Source organism: Nodosilinea nodulosa PCC 7104 (genome assembly GCF_000309385.1).
Classification (GTDB): domain Bacteria; phylum Cyanobacteriota; class Cyanobacteriia; order Phormidesmidales; family Phormidesmidaceae; genus Nodosilinea; species Nodosilinea nodulosa.
The window spans coordinates 5,515,362-5,539,186 of the sequence record NZ_JH976537.1 but is presented as its reverse complement, the minus strand read 5'-3'; the positions used below and the strand labels follow the sequence as shown (position 1 = coordinate 5,539,186).

17 protein-coding genes are annotated in these 23,825 nt (G+C 60.8%); 8 read left to right on the top strand and 9 right to left on the bottom strand.

The features are described from left to right. Positions 1 to 204: 204 nt before the first annotated feature. From gloB to LEPTO7104_RS37380, 6 genes are all read left to right on the top strand, one after another. Positions 205 to 978 (top strand): hydroxyacylglutathione hydrolase, encoded by a 774-nt coding sequence (gene gloB, locus LEPTO7104_RS0125620; protein ID WP_026073079.1) that lies wholly within the window; start codon positions 205 to 207, stop codon positions 976 to 978. Between the two features lie 107 nt (positions 979 to 1,085). Beyond that, a complete protein-coding gene (gene ndhM / locus LEPTO7104_RS0125615; protein ID WP_017301444.1) occupies positions 1,086 to 1,433 on the top strand; it encodes an NAD(P)H-quinone oxidoreductase subunit M in 348 nt (115 codons plus the stop codon). Between the two features lie 247 nt (positions 1,434 to 1,680). Next, positions 1,681 to 3,975 carry a protein phosphatase 2C domain-containing protein gene (locus tag LEPTO7104_RS0125610; protein WP_017301443.1) on the top strand — a complete coding sequence of 765 codons (2,295 nt, stop codon included), beginning with the start codon at positions 1,681 to 1,683 and terminating at the stop codon, positions 3,973 to 3,975. A 46-nt stretch (positions 3,976 to 4,021) separates the two neighbouring features. Beyond that, on the top strand, positions 4,022 to 5,659 hold the full coding sequence (locus LEPTO7104_RS0125605) for a CHAT domain-containing protein (RefSeq protein WP_017301442.1): 1,638 nt from the start codon (positions 4,022 to 4,024) through the stop codon (positions 5,657 to 5,659). Between the two features lie 102 nt (positions 5,660 to 5,761). Further along, entirely contained in the window at positions 5,762 to 6,409 is a 648-nt protein-coding gene (locus LEPTO7104_RS0125600; RefSeq protein ID WP_155523777.1) for a hypothetical protein, read from the top strand. A gap of 249 nt (positions 6,410 to 6,658) precedes the next feature. Continuing rightward, positions 6,659 to 7,846: a tetratricopeptide repeat protein gene (locus LEPTO7104_RS37380; protein WP_196358151.1), complete on the top strand. Its 1,188-nt coding sequence runs from the start codon at positions 6,659 to 6,661 to the stop codon at positions 7,844 to 7,846. Here LEPTO7104_RS37380 and LEPTO7104_RS0125590 read toward each other — a convergent pair. Further along, complete coding sequence (locus tag LEPTO7104_RS0125590) at positions 7,812 to 8,342, bottom strand: phosphoribosyltransferase (RefSeq protein ID WP_017301439.1); 531 nt, start codon at positions 8,340 to 8,342, stop codon at positions 7,812 to 7,814. The genes LEPTO7104_RS37380 and LEPTO7104_RS0125590 overlap by 35 nt on opposite strands. A 274-nt stretch (positions 8,343 to 8,616) precedes the next feature. Between LEPTO7104_RS0125590 and LEPTO7104_RS0125585 the strand changes: the two genes are divergently transcribed. After that, positions 8,617 to 10,041, top strand: a complete 1,425-nt coding sequence (locus LEPTO7104_RS0125585) for an MFS transporter (protein WP_017301438.1) — start codon at positions 8,617 to 8,619, stop codon at positions 10,039 to 10,041. Positions 10,042 to 10,361: 320 nt separating this feature from the next. Here LEPTO7104_RS0125585 and bchE read toward each other — a convergent pair whose 3' ends face one another. Continuing rightward, positions 10,362 to 12,377: a magnesium-protoporphyrin IX monomethyl ester anaerobic oxidative cyclase gene (gene bchE, locus LEPTO7104_RS35325; RefSeq protein ID WP_017301437.1), complete on the bottom strand. Its 2,016-nt coding sequence runs from the start codon at positions 12,375 to 12,377 to the stop codon at positions 10,362 to 10,364. Positions 12,378 to 12,734: 357 nt separating this feature from the next. Between bchE and LEPTO7104_RS0125575 the strand changes: the two genes are divergently transcribed. Beyond that, positions 12,735 to 13,613 (top strand): IS982 family transposase, encoded by an 879-nt coding sequence (locus LEPTO7104_RS0125575; RefSeq protein WP_017296738.1) that lies wholly within the window; start codon positions 12,735 to 12,737, stop codon positions 13,611 to 13,613. A 209-nt stretch (positions 13,614 to 13,822) separates the two neighbouring features. Here LEPTO7104_RS0125575 and LEPTO7104_RS0125570 read toward each other — a convergent pair whose 3' ends face one another. The 7 genes from LEPTO7104_RS0125570 to LEPTO7104_RS0125540 form a co-directional block, all read right to left on the bottom strand. After that, positions 13,823 to 14,695: a universal stress protein gene (locus LEPTO7104_RS0125570; RefSeq protein WP_017301436.1), complete on the bottom strand. Its 873-nt coding sequence runs from the start codon at positions 14,693 to 14,695 to the stop codon at positions 13,823 to 13,825. A gap of 690 nt (positions 14,696 to 15,385) precedes the next feature. Continuing rightward, a complete protein-coding gene (locus LEPTO7104_RS0125565) occupies positions 15,386 to 15,580 on the bottom strand; it encodes an NblA/ycf18 family protein (RefSeq protein ID WP_017301435.1) in 195 nt (64 codons plus the stop codon). Between the two features lie 514 nt (positions 15,581 to 16,094). Beyond that, a complete protein-coding gene (locus LEPTO7104_RS0125560) occupies positions 16,095 to 16,850 on the bottom strand; it encodes a protein phosphatase 2C domain-containing protein (protein WP_017301434.1) in 756 nt (251 codons plus the stop codon). 20 nt (positions 16,851 to 16,870) lie between these two features. Then, positions 16,871 to 18,586, bottom strand: a complete 1,716-nt coding sequence (locus LEPTO7104_RS0125555) for an ABC1 kinase family protein (protein WP_225887106.1) — start codon at positions 18,584 to 18,586, stop codon at positions 16,871 to 16,873. 314 nt (positions 18,587 to 18,900) lie between these two features. Next, the gene (locus LEPTO7104_RS0125550; RefSeq protein ID WP_017301432.1) at positions 18,901 to 19,224 is read right to left on the bottom strand and encodes a DUF6825 family protein; all 324 of its coding nucleotides are present in this window, start codon (positions 19,222 to 19,224) and stop codon (positions 18,901 to 18,903) included. A 123-nt stretch (positions 19,225 to 19,347) separates the two neighbouring features. Then, a complete protein-coding gene (locus tag LEPTO7104_RS0125545) occupies positions 19,348 to 20,877 on the bottom strand; it encodes a hypothetical protein (RefSeq protein WP_017301431.1) in 1,530 nt (509 codons plus the stop codon). Between the two features lie 87 nt (positions 20,878 to 20,964). Beyond that, a complete protein-coding gene (locus LEPTO7104_RS0125540; RefSeq protein ID WP_017301430.1) occupies positions 20,965 to 23,757 on the bottom strand; it encodes a CBS domain-containing protein in 2,793 nt (930 codons plus the stop codon). Between the last annotated feature and the right edge of the window lie 68 nt (positions 23,758 to 23,825).

Below are 23,825 nucleotides of genomic sequence, written 5' to 3'. Positions count from 1 at the left end.
ACGATAGTAGACGGGGCAGGCCCCAAAAAATAGGATCAGCGCTGTAGCTATGGCTACAGTTTTATCTTCCTTTAGCATGCCCCATCCCCCAACGCCGGGATTGAGCTACCGATAAAGATTCAGTAAACCTGTATTAAAGCCCGGCCAAGGGGCCATCTCCCACAGAAAAGTTACGGAAAAACGGTGCAAATCAAGGAAATCGCCATGCAGATCCACCGGCTAGCGGCCTTTAGCGACAACTATATTTTTGTGCTCCACAATGTGGCCCAGGCCGAGGCGGCGGTGGTCGATCCCGGTGACGCCGGGCCGGTGCTGCAAGCCCTAGACAGCCTTGGCGCTACGCTCACCGCCATTTTTAATACCCACCACCACAGCGACCACGTGGGGGGCAATCGCCACCTGCTAGAGCGGTTCCCCACGGCCCAGGTCTATGGCGGGGCCGAAGACCGGGGCCGCATTCCAGGGCAGACCCATTTTTTGCAGGCGGGAGACAGGGTGCGCTTTGGCGAACGCCAGGGGGAGGTCTTGTTTGTGCCCGGCCACACCCGCGCCCACATTGCCTACTACTTTGCGCCCGTCGAAATTGGAGGCTGGGGAGAGCTCTTCTGCGGCGACACCCTGTTTGCTGGCGGCTGCGGCCGTCTGTTTGAGGGCACTCCCGAGCAAATGGTGGAGTCGCTGCGGCAGCTGCGGCAGCTGCCCGACACCACCCGCGTGTGGTGCGCCCACGAGTACACCCTCAACAACCTCAACTTTGCCATTACGGTAGACGGTGACAATGCCGCCCTGCGCGATCGCCTCGCCCAGGTACAGGCAGCCCGCCGCCAAAATCAGCCCACGGTCCCCGCCGTCCTGGGGCTAGAAAAGCAGACCAACCCTTTCCTCCGGTGGGATGATACCGCCCTTCAGCGGGCCACCAACAGTACCGCAGCGGTGCAAACCTTTGCCCGGCTGCGGGGCAAAAAAGACCTGTTTTAAGCCCGCCTGGGGGAGGGCTTGCTATACAATCACAACAGCAGCGCCATTCTGGGCTATCCCGGGGGCAAACCACCCTAAAACGACTATACGAGGGGCAAAACCTGGCCATGATGCTCAAATCGACTACCCGCCACGTCCATATCTATACAGCGATCGTTGCCAACAATGAACTGGTGCCCAGCGACGATAAGCTCACCCTAGATATCGACCCCGACAATGAGTTCAACTGGTCTGAAGACGCCCTTAAGGCCGTCTATGCCGAGTTTGACCGCCTGGTCGATGCCGCCGCTGGAGAAGATTTAACCGACTACAACCTGCGCCGCATTGGCTCAGATCTAGAGCATTTTGTGCGACAGCTCCTGCAGCAGGGCGCGATTAGCTACAACCTCAAGAGCCGGGCGCTGAACTACAGCATGGGCCTGCCGCGGGTTGAGGCCGAGGAGTCCGCAGGATAGGGCCGCAGGCGATCTGTGCGCTGATGAGCAGGGTCGGGGCGATCGCCCCCTGGGCTAGGGTTTAGCGCTCCTCCACCGATTCAGACTGGGGTTAGATACGCTGGGGTTAGATACCATGAAAGATTACAAGCTGTTTATCTGCCCCTAAAGGATCGTGATCCAGTGCTCTAATTCCTCCTGTCGGTCGATTGCGACCCCCCCTGCCAGCCGCTGTAAGGTCTGCCAGACTCCCCTGCTATACCGATTTTTGCTGGCGGTCGGAGAAAATGGGCCTCTGACATCGCGCCCTGGGACGCTGATCGCCGGGCGGTTTCTGGTCTGGGGCGATGGGTCAAACCCTTCCCCGGCGGGGCATCGGCTCTGGCTAGACACTCGACCCGACAACCCCATTCCCCCCCTGGAGCAGATTCCGGCTACGGTTCTAACCTATCTGAAGCTGTTTTCGCTGGCTCAGCATGTGCCCCGGCCTTACGCCTACCTGACCCCAGAGCAGACGGGGCTAGCGACGACGGTGCTGCTGCTGGACATGGCCCCAATCAGCTTTCGTCCCAGCTTCCCAGCCGCCGCAAAAGAGGGGTTGCCGCCGGATCAGGGCAAGGTGGAAGTGGCGCTGCTGCCGCCTCTGGCCCAGGTTTGGCCCAGGGGCTCGGCCCTACAGCAGCTCAACTGGCTGCGCCAAATTGCCGCTCTGTGGCCAGATCTGATCGCAGAGCGAGTAGCTACGACCCTGCTGCTGCAAGACGAACTCCGGACTGACGGAGCGCTGCTGCGGCTGACCGCCCTGACCGCCGATGAGGCGCTCCCCACCCTGGTTCAGCTGGGGCAGAGTTGGGAGGGACTGCTGGCGACGGCGCAGCCACCGGTGCGGGCCTACCTGGGCTGGCTGCTGAAGGCGCTCAAAGAGGGGCAGATGGCCTCCGCGAAGGGGCTGGTGGCTGAGCTGGAGGGGGCGATTCAAACCCTTGCCCAGGGCCTGCTGGTGGCGGTGGACTGGGCGGCGGATACCGATCAGGGGCCAACCCGCGATCGCAACGAAGACGCCTGCTACCCCGAAAAAGAGCCGCGCCAGCAGCAGCTGTCTGGCCGGGCCGAGAACCTGGAAACACCGCCCCTGCTGCTGGTCTGCGACGGCATCGGCGGTCATGAGCAGGGCAATGTGGCCTCCCAAACCGCGATTAAGCTGCTGCAGGAGGAGCTAGAACCCCTGACCCAGCGCCCCCACCTGCCTCCCGAGGCGATCGCCCAGCGCCTCCGGCAGGCGATCGTCTTAGCCAACGACGCGATCGCCGCCCGCAACAACGACGAGCATCGCTCCGCCCGCGCCCGCATGGGTACGACGGTGGTGGTGGCCCTGGTGCACTTCCCCTACGTCTCCATTGCCCACGTCGGCGACAGCCGCGCCTACCGGGTTAGCCCCCACACCTGCTACCAAATTACCGTCGATGACGACGTGGCCTCGCGGGAGGCCCAGATGGGCTACGCTCTCTACTCGGAGGCGGTGCAGTTGCCCAGCGGCGGCGCTTTAATTCAGGCCCTCGGCATTAGCGACTCTGACTTTCTCTACCCCTCGGTGCAGCACCTCCTGCTGGACGATAGGGCAGCGCTGCTGCTCTGCTCTGACGGGCTGAGCGACTACGACCGGGTTGAAGCCCTAGCCCCGCACCTGGTTGCCCCTCTGACCACCACCCCCGATCCCCTCAGCCTCACCGTTGACGCCTTGATTCAGCAGGCCAATCGGCTCAATGGCCACGACAATGTCACCGTCGGGCTAATGCGATTTATGCCCCGGCCTAGCCCGCTGCCCACCCTGCCCCTTGGCCCGCTGGGGCAGGCTGTCACCGCGCCCGATCATGCCCCAGGCACGGCCCGATCGTCGTTCTCAGGGGCAGTGCCGCCCTCTACCCGGATTGTGGCTCCGGCCTCTCAGGCCGACATGGCATCGGCCTCTACCCGCTCAGGGATGGCCTGGGGACCATTTTTAGGGGGAATAGCTGTAGTGTTGGCTATTCTAGGGGCGCTGGGTCTGGCCCTGAGTCGGCGCCTGCCCGCCCCGATCGCATTTCAGTCCCTCCAGGCTCGGTGGCCGCTGGCCCTGGCGGGCCAGCCGCTGCCTGCCGCCGCCCTGGCCGCTACCGTTGACGTGCCCGTCGGGTCCTACTGGCAGGCGCAGCAGGTCATAGCTGGCGATCGCCGCTTACAGCTCCAGCCCCAGCCGACCATCCCAGCGGGTGCCGCGCCTGCCGGGCCATCGGTTGCGACGGGGAGCGTGCTCAGGGTTGTCAGCCGCCAAACTACAGCCGACAATGTCGACTGGGTACGGTTGCGGGTTTGCTCTATTCCCTCTGGGGTATCCCTAGAGCAGCAGCCCCAGGAGTCGGCCCAAAGTTTAGAGGCTGCCCAGAACTCAGCCCCTGCCCCTGACCTCAGTCAACGGCTCCTGGCCCCGGGCAACGAGGGCTGGGTGCAGACCCGCCACCTGTACGGAGCCGCCGCCTTTCTAGAGCTGGTTACCCCGGCCCAGTCGGGCCGCTGCGCCCCTTAAGTCGCCCCAGACCTTATGCTTTGGCTCTGTTGATTTCGGCCTGCCTATGCTGTCGTCCGATGCTCTCACCCTCCACCTTGCGATCGATCGCCTCACCCAGGCTGACTCCAGCCACTACGCGATCTGGGTGCTAGAAAGCCCGTTCCCAGGCGGCTATGCCCACCACGATCGCCTCTGGGATAGCCAGATGGCCCAACTCTGGGCAAACTGGCAGCAGTTTTTTTCGCTGCGGGGCCTGCCCCAGGTGCCCCATGTCCCCTCCGCCTACGTGCCCGAGTTTCACCTCGATGACCTGCTCGACCGGGTGGCCCCGGCGGCAGAGGCGGGCGGCAACACCGGGCGGCTGATGCAGGGGATGGGGGTGGGCCTGTGGGAATGGCTGTTTGACGGCCCCATTCGGCAAACCCTGGAGCGCAGCTTGGGCATGGCGATCGGCCAAAATCGTCCGCTTAAGCTGCGGCTTGAGGTGCGTCCCCCGGAACTGATTAGCCTGCCCTGGGAGATTATGCAGCCCCAGCCCGGCTGTCCGGCTCTGTCGCTGGGGCCGCAGGTGCTGTTTAGCCGCACGGCCAGCGCCGTAGAACCACTGCCCGAGGCCGAGCTCGATAACTCTTTGCGCATTTTGCTGGTGCTGGGCCAGGATGACCCCGGCACGGCGGAGGGGTCAAAAAACGTCTTGCAGCTGCCCCAGGAGGCCGAAGCCCTAAAACAGCTGCTGGAACTCAGCGCCTCTCGCCTCAGCTACCAGGGGGCCAGCCCGGTGGTTTGCCAGGTTCAAACCCTGCTAGAACCCGATGCCAAGACCCTGCTGAAAGCTCTAGAGACCGGGTACTTTAACGTGTTTTTCTACGCGGGCCACGGGGTGCCTGCCCCCGACGGGGGGCTGCTGTTTTTGAGCCAGGGGGGCAGCCTGAGCGGCACTGAACTGGCCCAGGGGCTGGCCCGCAACGGCATTCGCCTGGCAGTGTTTAACACCTGCTGGGGGGCGCAGCCCGATCTCAAACATCAGCAGATTATCCCCCGCAGCAGCCTGGCGGAGGTGCTGCTGCACCACGGCGTACCGGCGGTGCTGGCGATGCGCGACTCGATTACAGACCACGAGGCGCTGAGCTTTATTCAGGTGCTGGCGCGGGGGCTAGCTGAGCGCCAGCCGGTGGCCCAGGCGGTCGCCCTGGCCCGCCAGCATCTGATGACGGCCTACCGATTTAACCACCCGGCCTGGACGCTGCCGGTGCTTTATCAGCATCCCCAGTTTGAGGGCCACCTGCTGCGCGAGGTCGCCCTGGCGGTGACTCAGCTGCCTGGACAAGATGTGCAGTCGACCCAGGCGGCGGTGCTGCGCTGCCTGAATACGCCAACCCGCCTGTGGCGACTCTACGACGGCTATTTGCGGGTGGGGCGACTGCCCGACAACGATCTGGTCATTTTAGAACCCTGGGTGTCGGGGCAGCACGCTGAAATTTTCTGCCGCACCCAGTTTGACAACGGTGTCCAAGAGACCTGTTACTATCTACGCGATATGTCACGCTATGGGTCGTACTACTTTGACGGGCGAAGCTGGAACCACGTCCACCGGGCTGAGGTGCCGCTGGCCCTGGGTACGGCCCTTCGCTTTGGCAGCCCCGAGGGGGAGTTAATGGAATTTACCCTGGAGGGTAACCCCAAGTCGACGCTGACCTGCTAGGAAAACCACAAAATTGTTCATCCTGTACGGAATCCCCTGAAAGCGCAATGTATCCACCCTTGTCGGGTTTTGTTACCATCTCGTGCATCTAAAGTAAACGCTATGACTCAGCCTTCCCACCATCCCAATTCTGCTTCTGAGCCCGCCATGGCCACCGAACACGATTTGCTTGCCGCTATTCTCAACCCTGAACCGGCGTACCCATGGCAACCGATGGCCCCCGAGGTAGAGGTCTACCTGAGCCACCTCGAAGCGGAGTTTGACGCCCTGGCGGATGGCGATCTCAACACCGCGATCGCAGCGGGATGGCAAATCCTGGCAGCCCAGATGACCGATCAGATGGGCGCGGCCCAGACTGCAACCCAGAGCACGCCAGCCGTGGACCCGGCAGCAGTTACCTCGGTGCTCGATCAGCTGCGGCAGTTTCAGGGGCGCATGCCCGGCGGGCTGCTGCAAGGGCTGGCCACCACGGCCACCGGCCTGGTCCGCAGCGGCCAGCCCTTAATCGATCAGCTGGTGCAGTGTGTGGGCGACACCTTGCCCGGCTGGAACCTCGATGACCTGGCGGTGCTGGCCCGACCGCTGGCCTACTCCTTGCGCGATGGCCGTGGCGAAATTTTAGAGCTAAACCTGCGGGCGATTCCAGCCGCCGACTGGGAGTCGCTGTCTAGCCTGGAGCAGGCGCGGCTGGCCCTGACGATTGCCTCGGTGGCCCTCAAAGCGGCTCAGGAGGAGCGGGGCGCAAGCTAGTATCTTGAGGCGGAAGTTTAGGGACTGTTTCTGCAAGCCAGGGAGCTGGGGAGCAGGGGAGCCAAGCGCCAAAACGGTGGAGATATTTCAGCCTTCGAATACTAGGGCCTGCGATTCCCGCCGACGCAGTCTCCGGTTGAAGGCGAAGCCGCCCCCGATTACGATCTTGTAAAGCTTCTCTGAGAGAGCTGGGTTCCCAGGGAACCATGGGGAAGGTTGCTTCTCCTTATACACTACGTTTCAATGCTCATGGGACTTTACCTTACCCCCTGGTGGCGGCGTCAGCAGGCTCGCTATCACTATCGGCAGGCCCTGACTCAGATTCGCAAGGGCAATGTCGATGCGGCACTGGCGGTGTTGCTCCAGGCCCTGGACAACTATCCCTGCCCAGCGGATATTCACGTTGAGCTGGGCAAAATTCACTGGCAAAGGGGAGATACCGCCGCCGCGCTGGAGCATTTCACCACTGCGATCGCCCAAGATCCCACCAGCGCCCGCGCCTACGGCAATCGAGGCCTGCTCTACTGCCAGCAGGGTGAGCAGGCCAGGGCCTTTGCCGACTGGCAACTGGCCCTGGAGCACCATCCCGGCCACGCTCTAATTCACTACAACCGGGGGCTGCTGCACTTTCGGCAGCAAAACTACCCAGCGGCCCTGGCCGACTTTGACAGCGCCCTTGCCGCCAACCCCAACCTGGCGGAGGCCTACCTGCACCGGGGCCACGCCCACGAGCAGTTGGGCCACGCCGCCGCCGCCGCCCACAACTGGGAACTGGCCCTCTGCAACGATCTCAACCTCGACCAGGCGCGCCTGAAGCTGCACCATCTGCACCAGGCCCACCGCGATCGCCTGCTCTCCCAGCGTCTGCTGAGGGAACTGGGGCTGCGGCAAATTGCGATCGAAGCCAAGTACCAGGACGGCGGTCTCCAAATTCAGGTGTATCGCCCCATCGGGGTGGGCATCAACTACTTCACCCTGCCCAATCAGATTCGCGCCCTGCTCATTCGATGGCAGCTGGACGATGTGCACAGCTTTGATCTCATCGGCCAGGTGCAGGATCAGCCCACGGTAGAGTGGCGGGGCAGCTACAAGCTCTTTCAAGGGCAGCCCTGCCCCCCGGCTCGATGGCATCGGGTGCTGCTCACCGCCTTCGTGATTTTTCCGCCCCTGGGCATTCCAGCCCTGGCCTACGCCATGAACCTGCGCCAGGCCTACCGACAGGGCGACTATATCACCGCCCTGCGGGCGTCTAAGGCCATCCAGGGACTGTGTCGCGCCGGGGGAATTGCGTCTCTAACCCTGGTGACGCTGCTGGTGAGTTACTGGGGCTACCAGCGCCTCTACGGCACCCCCGAGGCCTCCGCTGCTCCGGTCCAGCTCCTCCCGGCTCCGGTGGTGCCAGCTAAGCCGCAGGCTCCGGCTGCGGCTGATAGCTAGCCGCTAGCTCGGCGGGGGTCATGGTTTCGTAGCGCTCAAAGGGTTGATGAATCCACGGGTTGTCGGGCAGGTAGACCACGTGGTAGTCGGGCTTAAAGATGGAGTCGGCCTTGTACCACAGCACCGCCGTGCGCAGGTCTTCGATGTAGAAGCCGTACTTGTGGCGCAGCCACTCAATGGATTTTTTCAGGCTGTAACCCGAATCGACCAGGTCATCCACAATGAGCACCTGGTTTCCCAGGCTGGGGGTGGTCATGCTCAGATCGCGGGAAAAGGTAATTGCCCCACGGGTGCGACCGTCGGCCCCACCGTAGGAGGCGGTGGACAAAATGGCCAGGGGCACATCGAACAGCCGACAGAGGGTGTCGCCAATGCGCATTCCGCCCTTGGCCAAGCAGACGATCTGGTTAAACTCCCAGCCCGATTCGTAGATCGCGATGGCCAGCTTTTCAATGTCCCGGTGGTAGTCGTCCCAACTTACGTGAAAATCAACCATGCGTTGCCTCCAGTAGAATAGCCCCGGCCCATTGCCCCAGCCCGCTGCCCTGGCCCGTTAACCTGCATTGACCTGGCCCGCCGGCTCTGGGCATCCGACCCGCCTGGCCCAGGTGTAAAGTTTTGCCCAGGTATAACGCCACAGTTCCTAAGCTGGACTGGGTATAAGGCGTTTTGTGATGGGGAAATAATACACTGAGGACGCTGCCTGAATTGTTATGCATCCCCCATCGATTCACCCGCCTTTAAGATCCTGATTTACACCGTATCGACCTATGGCCTCCAATGTTCCGTTGACCAGTGCAGACCGCCCTGTTCCCAAACCGTTTTCCCTCTGGGGCAAGCTGGCGTTTGGGGCTGGAGACATTGGGCCAGGCATGACGGCCAACCTGCTGGCCTTTTCGTTCTTGATTTTTCTGACCACCGCCGCTGGGCTGAGTCCCGTAGCGGCAGGCTCAGTGCTGGCGATCGGGCGGATTTGGGACGCTGTCAACGACCCATTCATTGGCTACCTGAGCGATAAAACCCGCACCCGCTGGGGCCGCCGCTACCCCTGGATTGTGCTGGGGGCGATTCCCTTTGGGGTGACGTTTTTTCTCACCTGGGTGGTGCCAGGGTGGGAGAGCGACACCGCCCGGTTTTGGTACTACGTGGTGATTTCGCTGCTGTTTCAGGTGTTTTACACAGTGGTGAATTTGCCCTACACCACCCTCACCGCCGAGCTGACCAAGGACTACGACGAGCGCACGGAGCTGACGGCCTTTCGGCTGGGGTCGTCGCTGTTCGGGGCGATCGCGGCCCTGGGCCTGGGCCTGGTGATTACCAACATGATCAGCGATTTGCGCCAGCAGTATCTGGTGCTGGGGGGCATCTGCGCGGTGCTGTCGGTACTGCCCTTGTTCTGGTGCGTGTGGGGCACCTACCCCTACGCCGTGCAGCGCCACGCCCTTCAGCCCGCCCCCACCGACGAAGTAGCGCTTTCGTTTCCCCAGCAGGTCAAAGTTGTCTTTTCCAACCGGGCTTTTTTGTTTGTGGTGGGCATTTATCTGTTTGCCTGGCTGGCCCTGCAAATGACCGCCAGCATTATTCCCTTCTACGCCACGTTTTGGATGGGGCTCGACTCGTACTTTTTGGCGGCGCTGCTGGTTCAGGGCACCGCCATTTTTATGATGGTAGTGGTCAACCAGCTCAGCTGCCGCCTGGGCAAGCAGGAGGTGTTTTACATCGGCATTGGCGTCTGGATTATTGCCCAGATCGCGCTGTTTTTTGTGCAGCCGGGGCAGGTGGCCTTTCTGTACCTGCTGTGCATTGTGATTAGCTTTGGGGTGGCTACCGCCTACGTGGTGCCCTGGGCCATGCTGCCCGATGTGATTGAACTCGACGAGCTGAAAACGGGTCAGCGGCGCGAGGGGGTTTTCTACGCATTTATGACCCTGCTGCAAAAGGTGGGGCTGGCCCTGGGCCTATTTTTGGTCAGCCTGGCGCTGCAATTTTCGGGGTTCGTCAGCGAAGCCACCCAGCAGTCCGATTCGGCGCTGATGGCGATTCGGGTGTTTATTGGCCCGGTGCCGATGGTGCTGCTGCTGTGCGCCATTGGGCTGGCCCGGTTTTACCCAATTACCCGCCAGGTCCATGGGGAGATTCTGCTGCAGCTGAGCGAGCGCCATCGCGCCCAGGAGCAGGACGAGCCGTTGGACTAGGACCTGTTGGCATTCTGAGGAATGACTCGGTAGGTTGCAAGAGTAGACACTAAGCAAAGCTCTGTACTGGACTGAGCGATCGAATGGTCGGCAGCTGTTGATCAGTTTTTGGGCCTTGAAAGTTTGCCGTGGGACTGATGCTGCTGGGCGGAAATTGAGCCTCCGCTCCAACCGCTCTGATTCCCTATTGCTCGAAGGCTGAAAGATGCCGACTATTCCACTTCGCTTGGTTCCCTCGCGATTGACAACAGTCGCCACACTTTTGCCATAGTCTACAAGCCCCCTGCCCCTGGCGATTAATAAACGTATGTCGGGGTTGACTAAGGGGAGGTCGCTGGCGCGGCAGTTCGCGCAGCCGTAGCTGAAGGCGTCAGAGCATTTTCCAAAGATAGGTCACGAATGGCCTGGGCTAAGTCCAGCAGGGTAGCGCGGCGATCGCACCTGGCTACGGCCCCAGCTTCAGTTTCCGGCAGGGCCTCGCGGCGATCGCTCAGCACCAGTAGCTTAAAGTGCTGGCAGCCCTCCAGGTGGTGCAGCTGGTGCAAAAACTCCGCCAGGGTCATATCCGGTAGCGGGTCGCAGATAACCGCCACATCCACCGCAATGGAGTCTAAAAGCACCAGCCCGGTTGCGCCATTGGTGGCTTCGCTGGCTACCTCAAGGCCAGGGTGCGATCGCAGTCCTTTTCGCAGGGCAATGCGATCGGCCTCGTCGCCATTGACAATCACCACCTGAATCTCCTGTTTGGTATCGGTAGGCGAGTTCGCCGCTGGCAGCGGGTTGCCAGACGGGCCGCAGCTGGACACCTCACCGGCAAATTCCACATCCGCCAGCTTGGCCGCCTTGAGCTGAGCCATGGCTTCCGCCGACAGAATGCGCGATTCGTCGAAGCCCAGCTCAATCTCGGTGTGCATACCCCTACGCTTGACCCGCTTGAGGTTGTAGAAGCGCTTGTTTAGCGTAGTTTGCACAAAGGCCCCCAGGCAGCCCAGCAGGTATCGCCGCTTGAACCCATCCCGCGTAAACCAGTATTCCAGAAACTTCCAGCCGTAGAAGCGGGCGTAGTTGCGCAGCACTCCCTGCAATACCGCCTCCCGCGTCATATGGTCGGGTTTGATAATCGGCGTCACAAAGTTGTAGTGGGAAAAGTCGCGCACTTCCACCTTGTCTTCTAAATCCTGAAACAGTTCGGCAAAGGGCCAGGGGGTGAACATGTTCCAGTTGGTCATGTCGGCCCCCCAGTCGCGGGCCATGCGGTAGGTTTCCTCAATAGTCTCGGGGGTTTCGTTGGAGAGGCCCATAATAAACTGCACCTCCGCCACGATGCCGCTGTCGCGCAGCAGCTTCACCGCCCGCTTGTTGTCGGCAATGGTAGTTTCCTTCCGAAAGATGTTGAGGTTGAGCTGGGCGGCGGCCTCGGTTCCCAGAGACACATGGACCAGCCCGGCTTTGCGGTACAGGGGCAGTTCCGCCTCGTCCCGCAGAATGTCGGTGACGCGGGTGTTGATGCCCCAGTGTACGCCCAGGTTGCGATCTACCAGCTCTTCGCAGAGTTTGACAAACCGGGCTTTGCTGATGGTGGGTTCTTCGTCCGCCAAAATGAAAAACCCCACCTGATGCTCTTTGACCAGGTACTCGATTTCATCCACAAATTGTTTGGGGCTGCGGGCGCGGTACTTGCGCCAAAACTTCCACTGGGAGCAAAATCGGCAGCGGAAAGGGCAGCCCCGCGCAAAGTTAGGCACCGCCACCCGCACATTCAGCGGGGTGTAAATATAGCGGTCCCAGTCGAGCAGGGTCCAGTCGGGGGCGAGGGTATTGAGGTCGCGAATGGGGGGATGGGCGGGCGTTACCACCACCTGGCCAGCGTCATCCAGGTAGGCCAGCCCCAGGATGGATTCGCGATCGCGGCGGTCTCTGCCTGCCGCGATCGCCCGCATCAGGTTGACGCTAATTTCTTCCCCTTCGCCGCGAATGATGTAGTCCACCCAGGGTGCCTCCGCCAGCACCTCCCGGTACATGTAGGTGGGGTGCACGCCGCCCATAATCGTGGTAGCCCCCGGGCACACAGACTTGGCGATCCGCAGTGTATCCTGGGATTTGTAAATCATCGGCGTAATCGCCGTCGCCATCACCACATCGGGCCGATAGTCAGCAATCAGGGCCGCCAGGGGCTCATCCTCAATGTAGTTGGTCATGGCGTCGATAAAGCGAATCTCGCCAAACCCGGCCTGTTTTAGCGCACCCCCAACGTAGGGCACCCAGCTGGGCGGCCAGTTACCGGCGATTTCAGCCCCGCCGGAGTGGTAATTGGGTTGAATCATCAGAATGCGCATAGATCGCCCTCGCCACGGCCAATTTGATTTAATCACTTTATTGCTCAATAGCGATTAAGCGAATCTGGAGCTTTAAAACGTTACAGTTTTGGCGCTATGGCAGCCGACGGATAGGTTACGGCATTTTTCAGAGCCAGCGTTCAAACGGTTGAATGTTCTCAACGTCTCTCAGTGTCCTAACTAACCTGAGTTCGGGATAAGGAAAGGAGGGGCTCTGTAAGCTGATATAGCTGTAGCCAGTCTGGTTAAGACATGTCTCCTATGACCGTTCAAACGTTTGAACGGTCATAGGGTTCCTGGATGTCCTAACCAACGTGACTATGGCTATATCACGTAAATGATTCAGCAGGCCCCCCTATGGATAGTCTAGAAGAGCTGTTTTGCCACATTGATGATTTCTGCTGTCAGTTCGAGCCGAAATGGCACCAGATGCTGCTGGGTGAAGGCGTTCAACACCGTCAGCGCCAGCGATCGCTGAGCTTAAGCGAGGTGATGACAATCTTGGTGTGCTTCCACCAGCAGCACTATCGCAACTTCAAGGCGTTCTACAACAAGCATGTCTGCGTGCACTGGCGAGAGGCCTTTCCTGGCCTGGTCAGCTATCACCGCTTTGTGGAGTGGATGCCGTCGGCTCTGCTGCCCTTATGCGTGTACCTGAAGCACTGTTTTGGCGCTTGTAGCGGCATCAGCTTTATCGATAGCAGCAGCCTCAAGGTGTGCCACAACCGTCGGATTCGACGCCACAAGGTGTTTCGCGGCCTGGCGGCTCGGGGCAAAACCTCAGTTGACTGGTTCTTTGGCTTCAAGCTCCACCTGGTGGTTAATGACCAAGGGGAGTTGCTCAACATCCAAATCACGCCGGGCAATACCGACGACCGCAAGCCCGCCTGTGACTTGCTTCAAGGCCTCTATGGCAAGGTCTTTGCTGACCGGGGCTATGTCTCCAAAGCACTGGCAGAACGCCTCTTTGAGACCTGTGGCATCGAGTTCTTTGCCAAACCCAGGCGCAACATGACAAACCACTTGATGCGGCTCACCGACAAGTTACTGGCCCGCAAGCGCGCCATTGTCGAAACCGTCATTGACCAGCTCAAGAACATCTCCCAGATTGAGCATTCCAGGCATCGCAGCCCTACCAACTTCATGGTCAATGTCATCTGTGGCTTGATTGCCTACTGCCATCAGCCCAAGAAGCCTTCCCTCAATCTTGACTTCGCTCTTCCTCCATCGGCTTAACCCGAACTCAGGTTAACTAACGTGACGAAGGCCGTAAAAACCTTGGCCAGCGGCTTTTCTAAGCTTATGGCTAGAGGCATAACGGCCTGACGCCAGGCCGCAGCGGGGCCAGCACCAAGTCTGAACTCCGAAACCCCGCGCTGAAGGCAGGCAATTTTTTCAATCGCCCTGGCTATAGCTGCGGCAGCCCTATTCAGCTAAAAAAATAGTCAGTTGGGAAAAAACAGCACCGGATGCCAGCTGCGCCGAAGAATTTCCCGCGTCAGGCTGGGGGACGACCATTTGAGAATGCCATCGCGGTCCCTAGGGCAGGTGGCGATCGCGCTAATGTCGTGCAACTCAGCGGTCTTCATGATTTCTTCTAAGGGGTTGCCCTCCACAACGGTGGTGTTGACCACCAAATTTAGCTCCGCCAGTTCGGCCTGAATCTTGTCGAGCTTTTGCTGGGCCTCCCCCACAGGGTTGTCGCCCTTAAATTCGCGGCGACCGCTATCATCAATAACCCACAGCAGCCGCACTCGCTCCAGCACAGAGTCAGGATTATTCTTGACCTGGTGGTGAATTTTCTGAATCAGGGTCTTGCTCGCCTGGCTGCCATCGTAGGGCACCAGCAGGTAGCGAAACAGGTTAGCGCAGCGCAGCTCAAGCTCAGCGGTGGTGTAGGTCGACATCAGCTGAGGGCGCAAAATAACGATTGGCACATCGGCCTTTTCCGCCAGGGTAGCCGCCGTGCTGCCAAACAGCTTTTCCTCCAGCATCGTGCGGGTGGGAGTTCCCAGGAAAATAACGTCCACCTTGTACTGCTTGGCCAGGCGCAAAATAGAGTCGCTAGCGCGGCCTAGCTGAACCTCAATGGTGACCTCAATGTCCTCGGGGGCTTCCCGCAGCAGCTCTTGCAGGCGGCGGCGGGCCGGTTCCAGCGTCTTTGAGTCCTCCCGGGGAATTTCTGGCCCGCTCTCTACCGAGATGCTGTGAAAAAACACCAGCGACCTAAATCCTCCAGCGGCTAGACTCGGCACAAACTGGGCAAGACGGTAGATGCCATCGGTGAAGTCGGTACAGATGAGCGCGCGCTGAAACATAGGTCCCCCGTTCAGGTGCAACAAAAGTGGTTAGGCATTCAGTGGTCAAAGACCGGCCCCCAAGGGGCTATCACCTGGCTCAGCAGTTGAACTCGGCGACTGAGAGGGTTTTTCTTTCCCGGCCCATCACCAGCGGCGGGGCAACCCCTCTCCATTACCATAGCGTTTGACCGGGCTGTTTCAACCCCAGAAAGCTAAGCCAGCCCCCTCAACCCAGGCCTTTAGCCCAGGGGCTGTCTTCGATCGCCTGGCCGCCCCATCTGTCAGCAGCAGTTCTGATACTGGACCGATCTCGTCTGTGCGCTATAGCAAAAAACTTTTGTCCGCTCTGCCAGTCCTACCGATGGCCTGTAGCGCAGGTATAAAGCCGGGCCGACGGGCGATGATTTTGCCCTACCGCAGCCCTGAAATATCTAAATATCTAAATTGCCTAATGCCTGTGTGGGAGCAGTCCCAAATGGACTGTCTGGCTCGGCGATCGCTTTTCTAGGCTTTGAGCCGTGCAGCCTAAAAACTCTATGACTGTAACGTTGTAACTTTAAGCGCCGTATCTTCGGCTCTGTGCTTTGAGCCTGCCAACCCTGCTGCTTAGCATTGAAGCTGACGCCCCGACATCCCCGGCCTGATTCAAGGTAACCCCGCAAGAGAGGGAGGTCGTCGTCTTCATGCTGTCCTGAGCGCGGTCAGGGCTTAAATTTGGGGATTTGGCCCAATGCCCCATTCGTGCTTGAGAAAGTGCTTGTACATGGTTTCTCGCATCATCATCTGCTCGTACATCTTGACTAGGAACTGCTGAGCCTGCTCACGGCTCATTTTGTCTACCTGAGATTCAAATGATCGCAGACTAAACTGCTGCTCCAAAGAGAGTTGCATCGGTTCGTTCATGGATTTACTCCTGAGAGAGAGAACAACACCCAATCGAGATCGGCAGCTGAGACGAAAACGTCCAGGGTGCCAAGCCAGGGTTGCTCAACTAGCCATCCGTACGGGAAAACCAGGCTGAACGCACCGGGCCACTTGACTGGAATGGGCTTAACCACAACGCCAACCGCGATCAATGCGCTATGGTTTACAAATTATAACAATCATTTGACAAAGATCCAGTTATTGGCGTTATGAGCGAATATAACAAGTCATCCCAAATCCGTCATCTGTCGGGTGGGAATTTACAATTTTTAGCAACGGTGGCTAAGTAAAAATGCTCAAGGCAAACTTCTTGCTATATTCCTTCCCTGAGCGCAGAATGGCCTTTTGCGCAGGCCCATTCAGCGCCTCGGTGGCGCAAGAGCAGTGATTGAGGCGGTAATGGTGCCGTTTTGGCCCAGGCGTCATTGCCCCAAAAGCCGATCTACGGAGCCTAAAAGATCTGTCCCCAGAAAGAGGGATGCCCCACCTGCAATTAGCCCTCGGCGGTGCCCAGGGGTGGCGATACGCTCACCACTACCACCGTAATGTTGTCGCGGCCGCCCCGCTGTTTGGCCGAGTTGACCAGGGCGGTGGCGGCGGCCTCGCAGGCGCGAATAGATTTTAGGTGAGAGGCAATTAAATGGTCTGACAGCTCTTCGGTGAGGCCATCGCTGCACAGCAGCAGGCGATCGCCGCTGTGCACCTCAATTGGCTGAATATCAATTTCGGTCAGGTCGTCGCGCCCCAGGCACTGGGAGAGTACGTGCCGCCAGGGATGGTTGCGCGACTGGGCGGGGGATACCTCCCCCGCTCGAATAGCCTTGGCAATCCAGGTGTGGTCTTCGGTCAGCTGCTCCAGATGATGGCCCCGCAGGCGATAGAGGCGCGAGTCGCCCACGTGGGCACACCAGGGCTGGGGATCACCGTCGCGAAAGGTAACTACTACCACAGTGGTGCCCATGTCGGCCCGCTCCGGGTGGCGCCGCTGATCCTCCAGAATGGCATTGTTGGCCTGCTTTAGCGCCTGCTCTAGCAGCAGCGCCGTGGCAGTTTCGGTGTGCCACTGGCAGCTTAGAAAGGATTTAATTGCGGCCGTAGCCAGGCGGCTGGCCTCCTGCCCGCCGGCATGACCTCCCATGCCGTCAGCGACAATAAAAAACCGCCCGTCGGGGTCAATGTGATAGTCATCCTGGTTGCTGGTCCGCAGCAGCCCTGGGTCCGATAGTCCTGAAAAAACGCAATCCACCATGGCAAACTCGGACTAAACCACTAGGGCAGACGATCGGCCCGGTTAACCTTTAGCACCGATCGCACAAATGCGATGCCAGTGCCCAGTGCCAGTACCCCCGGCACCACCGCCAGCCAGACAAACTTTGACAGCAGTAGCCCGGTTGCCGACAGCGTAAATGCCCCCACCAAAATGGCGTAGTTGTTGGCCATCGTGACGCCACTGATGCGTCGCAGGGCGCGATCGGTCTCAATGGACCGCACCCGCACGCGAATGTCGCCGCGCTCTAATTTGTCGAGGGTATCTTCAATGCGCCGGGGCAGGCCCAGGGCAGAGGTACTTACCTGGGCCGCCTGACGGCTGAGTTCCCCTAGCAGGCTGTTGGCCCCATCGGTCGGATTGCCATTGGACATAAGCTGTGCAGCAAACGGCTTGGCCGCTTCCATAAAGTTAAACTCGGGGTCAAGCCCTTTCCCCACCCCTTCCAGGGTAGAAAAAGCTCGCATGACAAATGTAAAGGTAGCCGGGAAGCGAAAGGGCTGATCGTAGGCAACGGCGTACAGATCATCGCTAATGGCGTTTATGGACTGCTCCTCAAAGGGCTTATCCATAAAGTTATCCAAAATATACTGGATCGAGCGGCGCACCGGGCTCATATCGTCTATTTCGGCCAGCGCCCCCAGTTCCACCAGTGACTCCATTACCTGCTCGGCATTGCGCTGGGCCACCCCCATAAACGTATTCATCAACCGCTGCCGGGTCAGGGGCTGCACCTGCCCCATCATGCCAAAGTCATAGAAAATTAGCGATCCGTCAAGGCTGACGGCAATGTTGCCAGGGTGGGGGTCGGCGTGGAAAAAGCCGTTGTTGAGCAGCTGATGCAGGTAGGCCTGGGCACCCAGCCGAGCAAGCCGACTGCGGTCCAGTCCGGCGGCCTCCAGGGCGTCGTAGTGGCTGATTTTAATGCCCGGCATGTACTCCAGCGTAACGACCCGCGAGGAGGTCAGCCGCCAGAAGACCCGAGGCACATTGACCCAGTCTTCGCCCCTGAAGTTGCGGCGAAAGGTGTCGGCATTGCGGCCTTCGTTGAGATAGTCAATTTCTTCCCAAAGAATGCGGCAGCACTCTTCGTAGATGCCGATCCAGTCGCGGCCCTTGCCCCAGGTGGGGTGACTTTGAAAATAGTGGGCAATGCCCTTGAGAATCGACAGGTCAATGGTGAAGAGCGATCGCAGGCCGGGTCGCTGCACTTTTACCACCACCTCGTCGCCGCTGTGCAGCTGGGCTCGATGCACCTGACCTAGGCTTGCCGCCGCCAGGGGAATCGGGTCGAAGGTCCGGTAAAGGATATGGATGGGCTTGCCAAAGTCGGCCTCAATAATGTCGCGGGCCTGCTCGTAGCTAAAGGCAGGCACTCGATCTTGAAGCTTAGAGAGTTCTTCAACGAACTCGATGGGAAAAATGTCGGCCCGAGTGGAGAAAAGCTGACCCACCTTAATGAACGTAGGGCCTAGGTCGAGCAGCGTTTCGCGAATCCACACCGCCAGCTGCCGCCGCCTGGCCGCCTGAGCCTCTGGGGTAATGGTGCCGCCATAGCTCCAGGCCTTGCCGTAGCGCCAGCGAGCCCACAGCAGCCGCAGCACAAAACTCCAGATGTCTACAAAACGGCGCTGGCGCGAGTAGTGGCCCTGGTTCCAGCGGTAGGATTCCTGGCGAAAGGGCAACCCCTTTTCTCCTGAGGACGCCTCCAGGCCAATCGCGCTGGCCAAGGGCAAGTGAGCGATCGCTTCGCCTTCTTCCAAACCGCTGTAGGGCAAATCCTCAGCGGTCAGATCGCTCAAGGGCGGGGCGCCCAGATCATTGCCGGTGCTCTCGGAGCCATGCCCTACGCTCCCGCCCCCGTTTACCGCAGGGGAAGGCAGCTTGGACGAGGCAGAAGAATCGGAAACAGCAGGCACTCAGGCTCCTAGAAGAGAAAAACAGCGGCGATGGCAATAGCCTCAAACAGCCCTGCCCGACCGCTGGACAGCGGCATGGGGGATGAATCTCCCAAGGGGAGCTCAGCGGGCTTTTAGACCTGGGACGTGGTCCGGTACTGCTGAAGGGCTACCCGAACCTGGGCGATTTCGGCTCGCAGGGTGTCGATAGTGGCCTGGAGGTCGGTCCCTGAGCCAGCCGCTGGGGTCGTACCAGCGTAGGAGACGCCTGCCTCCGCTTCAGCCTGCTGGGCTCTGACCATGACTTCCTCGGTGAACTGACGGAAGTATTCCCGCTGCTCAGCGTCAAATTTGCCCACTAGGCTCAGGCCATCGGTCAGCAGCCGCTCGGCACGCTCGTTGACCGCATCGGCCAGAGCGCGACCAACATAAAATGCGTGCAGCACAGGGCTACTCATGGCAAACCTCAGGTAAACGGGTCATGTAACAGAAATTTGTTTAACTGTAGAGAATTATAACGTTCTTCTTCATCTAACACCGGACAGATCTCCAGGTAAATTTAGAGCTGCCCAGCAGGCAGTCTAGCTAGAGGCCGGGGCCGGGGCCGGGGGCCGCAGGGGTTTGGGAAGAGGCTGTGGAACACCTCCATCGCCAGGGGGGAGCGTCGGGGGTGCTTCGATCGGTGCAGGGGACGCCAGCGGGGCCGGGGCCGGGGCCGGAGCCGGGGCTGGAGCATCGCTAGGCGAGGGGTCCAGTACGTTCGGCAGTTCTGAGTCGGGTTTGGGCTGGGGCCAGGGTTCAGCCGGATTGGGTAAGGCGTCGTCAGGCTCAGTGCTTGGCTCGGGAGTGGGTTCTGGCTGGGCTACGATCGGGGGCGGCGCAGCGGGTTCGGGCTGGCTGGGGGTAACCTCCGGAGCGGGCGCAGAATGCGGCGGCGGCGTAGTGCCGTAGTCGGGCCGACTGCGGAGCGTCGGAGCGTGATCCCAGGGCTGCCATAGCTCATCACCGTTCCAGTCGGGCAGGGGGGGGAACGACTGATTGGGGTTGAGGCGCTCTGAGCTGGCGGAGCTGGCGGGCTGCAACCGGGTGTAGAGGCCAAAGCCAAGGCCGCTGGCGGTGGCCGCCAGGCCGGTAAAAACTAAGGCTAAGGCCGTCTTGGCGCGTCGCTGTGACGGCGCGCCAGCGGGGATCGCAGCGGGAATAGTGCTGCTCTCTGGCTGAGGCGCTGGGGCACTCATCCCGAAAGCGGTGGCGGGCGAAACGACAGCGGTAGGCTCACCTCTGGTGGGCAATACCCGGGGTGGGTCGGCAGGTAGCTGAGCGTCGCTAGGCAGCAGAGCACTCCATTCGGCCAGAGAGATGCTGGGCGTTTTTCCAGCAGCGAAACTGCCCGCTGCTAGGGCAGCATCCAGGCTGGTTGGCAGCGCTGGCTGGCAGCGACGTAGCTCCACGGCGAGGGGAGCTTTAGTAGCTTCGGCCCGTTGCCCAGTCAGCAAAAAGTACAGCAGGTAGCTGAGTTCCTGGACCAGGGTGGCCTCTTCAGCAGAAGGCAGATTGTTTTCCTTTTTTTGGTCAGGTTGATCTGACTGGTCAGGTGAACTGGTGAGATCGGGGGTGACCTGGGCCAGATCGAACCCAGTGAATGTCAGGGCCTGAGTCTCGGGCACATACCACACCTGATCGGGGGTGAGCCGTAGCCCAGCCCAGCCCAAGGAGCGCAGACTCTCCAGAACCCCGATGAGTTGGCGAAGTATCGCCAGGCTGGAGCGGGGGGTAATGAATTGGGTCTCTGCCACCAGACGGTCTAGGGGAGTCCCCGCCGGGCCGCTAAACGTTTGGTAGCAGACGCCGTCTTCTTCAAAACCGCCCAGGTGCTGGGGTAGGGCGGTGTGCTTCAGCCCGTTGACCTGCTCTAGATACCGATAAAATGCCTCGCGGTCGGGGGCGTCGGGGATTGTTTCTGGGTTGCGGCTGCCCAGCACCCGCAGCTGTACCCACTGACCCCTAGGCACATCCATGGCGAGGTAGAGGGGGCCGATGGCGTCATCGGTCACCCAGGCGTCGATCACGTAGGTACCGTTTCGTAGGGCAGTGCCCACAGCTAGGGTCATAGCAGCAGATAGCAGTCAATATCTTCGCCACTGTAACCCGTTCTTAACCCGTTCAGAGATCGGATGTGCCAATATCTTGAACCCTGCCTAGGGGCTGGGGTAGTGCTGGGCCAGAAACGCTTCTGCCTCCGCCGGAGTGGCAATATCCCCGTTGAGCTGGGCGGCAAACACCGCCTCTAGCATGGGCCGAAAGCGTGGCCCCGGTCGGTAGCCCAGGGCCTTAAGCTGGTTGCCGTCTACTAGCGGTGGGGTAACCGCCCACTGCATCAGGTATTGCCAGATAGCCGGGCCTAGGGCGTGAGGGTGTCGAGCGCTGGCCAGCAGCAGCGTAGCGGTATCGGCCTGGCTGAAGGCGGTATACAAAATGCCAGGGGTGGGGCTGGCTGTCACCAGAGCTTGCCAGCTGTGCTCTCGGTTGTCGAGGTGGGCCAGGCGCTCAAGGGTGCGATCGGGCAGCTGTAAATTGGCGGCCAGGGGCGATCGCGCCGCCGGTGGCAGAGCTGCCAACAACCCCTCCAGCCGCAGCAGCCAGGGGGGGCCTACCTCTGGCCAGCCATACCGCTGGCCCCAGCGGCTGAGGCGGCGCAGCTGCTGCCACAGGGTCGGCGTCATGGCCAGGTCTTCGTGCAGGCAGCGCAGGGCCTCAAGCTGGTCGAGCAGAGCCAGCGCCGCCTGCCAGTAGGGGGCTTCGAGAATGTATTTGAGCTCATTTTTGAGGCGGGTCTGGAGAGCGGGGGCACGCTTGACCTGGCGCTGCATTTGCGCGTAGATACCGCTGGCCAGGGCATGGCGAATATAGCCTTCGGTTTGGGCGTCGAGGCTAAACCCCAGCCGGACCGCAAACCGCACCGCCCGGTAGATGCGGGTGGGATCTTCAATAAAGCTATTGGCGTGCAGAACCCGAATAACGCCCTGGCGCAGGTCCATCAGCCCGCCAAAGTAGTCCAGCAGCTGGCCGGCCCCAGGGGCAGTCAGGCGCAGGGCCAGGGCGTTGATAGTGAAGTCGCGGCGGTAGAGGTCCTGCTGAATGGAGCTGGCTTCGACCTCGGGGTTGGCCGCCGGATAGGGGTAAAACTCAGTCCGCGCGGTGGCAATGTCAATCATCACCCCGGCCAGGGGATGGTCGAGGTCTTTGCGCCACACCAGCGAGGCGGTTTGAAACCGCCCGTGCACCTGCAAGTCAATTTCTGGAAACCGCGTTTTGATCGCGGCAGCCAGTTCGACCCCGGCCCCGGTGGTACCAACCCAGCCATCGACCACCAGATCGATGTCGGGCAGCGCAGCGGCGGCCCGATCGCTACAGATCAGCAGATCGCGCACCGCACCGCCTACCAAGTAGAGGTGCCAGCCCCGCTCCTGGGCGGCGGCGGCAATCTGCTGAAGAATGCTGTGCAGCAGCGGCGGCAGACTGGTTTCCAGCGTGTGCTGGAGGGTGGTGGCCGCAGGTAGGGTTGGCTGAGCTAGCCTGGCGCTGGGGCTGCCGTACCCCTGGTGCAGATGACGCAGCAGGTCGGTGCGGGTGACCATACCCACCAGACTGCCCTGGTGCAGCACCGGCAGACGGCCAATATCGTAGGTGACCATCAGGTTTTCAATGGTGGCCAGGGGAGTGTCGGGGGCAATGGTTTTGAGGTTAGTGGCCATATAGCCCTTCACCGGGGCATGGCTAAACCCGTGGTGCAGAGCCAGATCCAGGTCGCGGCGCGAGATGATGCCCACCAGGCGATCGCCCTCATCCACCACCGACAGGCCCGAGTGGCCGTAGCGCAGCAAAATGCGCTGGGCCTCGCGAATAGTGGTGTCGGGGCGCAGGGTGCGAACCGGCGACGACATCAGGTCAACGGCCCTGGGCTGGGGGGGAAGCTGCGATCGCGCCTTCTCCAGCAGCTGCTGCACCAGCCCCTCTGGATCGGTGGTAGTCACCGCTGCCGAGGCCGCCGTCGGGTGGCCGCCCCCGCCCAACGCAGTCAGCAGCGCGCCCCAGTCGAGGCTGTCGCCCAGGCGGCCCCGAGCTCGCCCAATTAAGGTCAGCTTTTGAGGGACGGACTGGGGAATTGATGGATCACCAGCCTGTGCTGGCGGCGTAGAAGCCTCCTGTGGCTGGCTTGTCTTTTCCTGGCCAGAATAATAGGCCCCAAACAGCAGCGCGTCGGCATCGGCCAGCGACATCAGCCGCTCCGCCAGCCCCGACAGGCCGGGCAAATAGCGATCGACCTTGAGCAGTACCCAGGCCAGACTGTGGCCCTCTAAGGTCTCCACCTGTAGCCCCGCCCGCGCCGCCGTCAGCAACGTTTGCAGGGGCGGGCTTAGCCCCGGTTCCACAAAGTCGGCAATCATGCCAAGGCTGGCCCCATGGGCCATCAGCCAGGCCAGGGCGGCGGCATCGCGGGCGGTGGCGGTCTCGTACAGCAGCGACCCAGTATCGACATGAATGCCCAGGGCCATGACCGTAGCCTCCGCCGCCGTGGGTTCAATGCCGTTCTGCTGCAGCGCCTCCACCACCAGAGTTGTGGCGGCCCCCACCGCCTCAATGATCTGCTCCTGGGCGGTGGCGGCCAGCGCCTCACCGGAAGCTGGGTGGTGGTCGTACACGGTGACAGGCACCTGATTGTGCTCGGCCCGAACAATCCACTCTGCCGCCGGACCAAAGCGATCGGGCTGCTGGGCGTCGACCAGGGTGAGCTGGCGAATGAGATCGGGGTCTACGGCTCGCCGCTCAATCAGCGGGTACTCGTCCCGGTAGAGGGCCAAAAACCGCTGCACCGTTGGGTGACTGCCCCCAGTCAGCACAATCCGCCGTCCCGGCTGTAGCCGCGCCAAACCCACGGCAGCTCCCAGGGTGTCGAAGTCGGCGGTGGTGTGGCAAAGGACTAGGTCCATACTTTTGAAATCATGCTTTTCGGGGGCGCCTCTTTCTGATAGCGTACTGGTTAGGGTAGTGTGGCTGT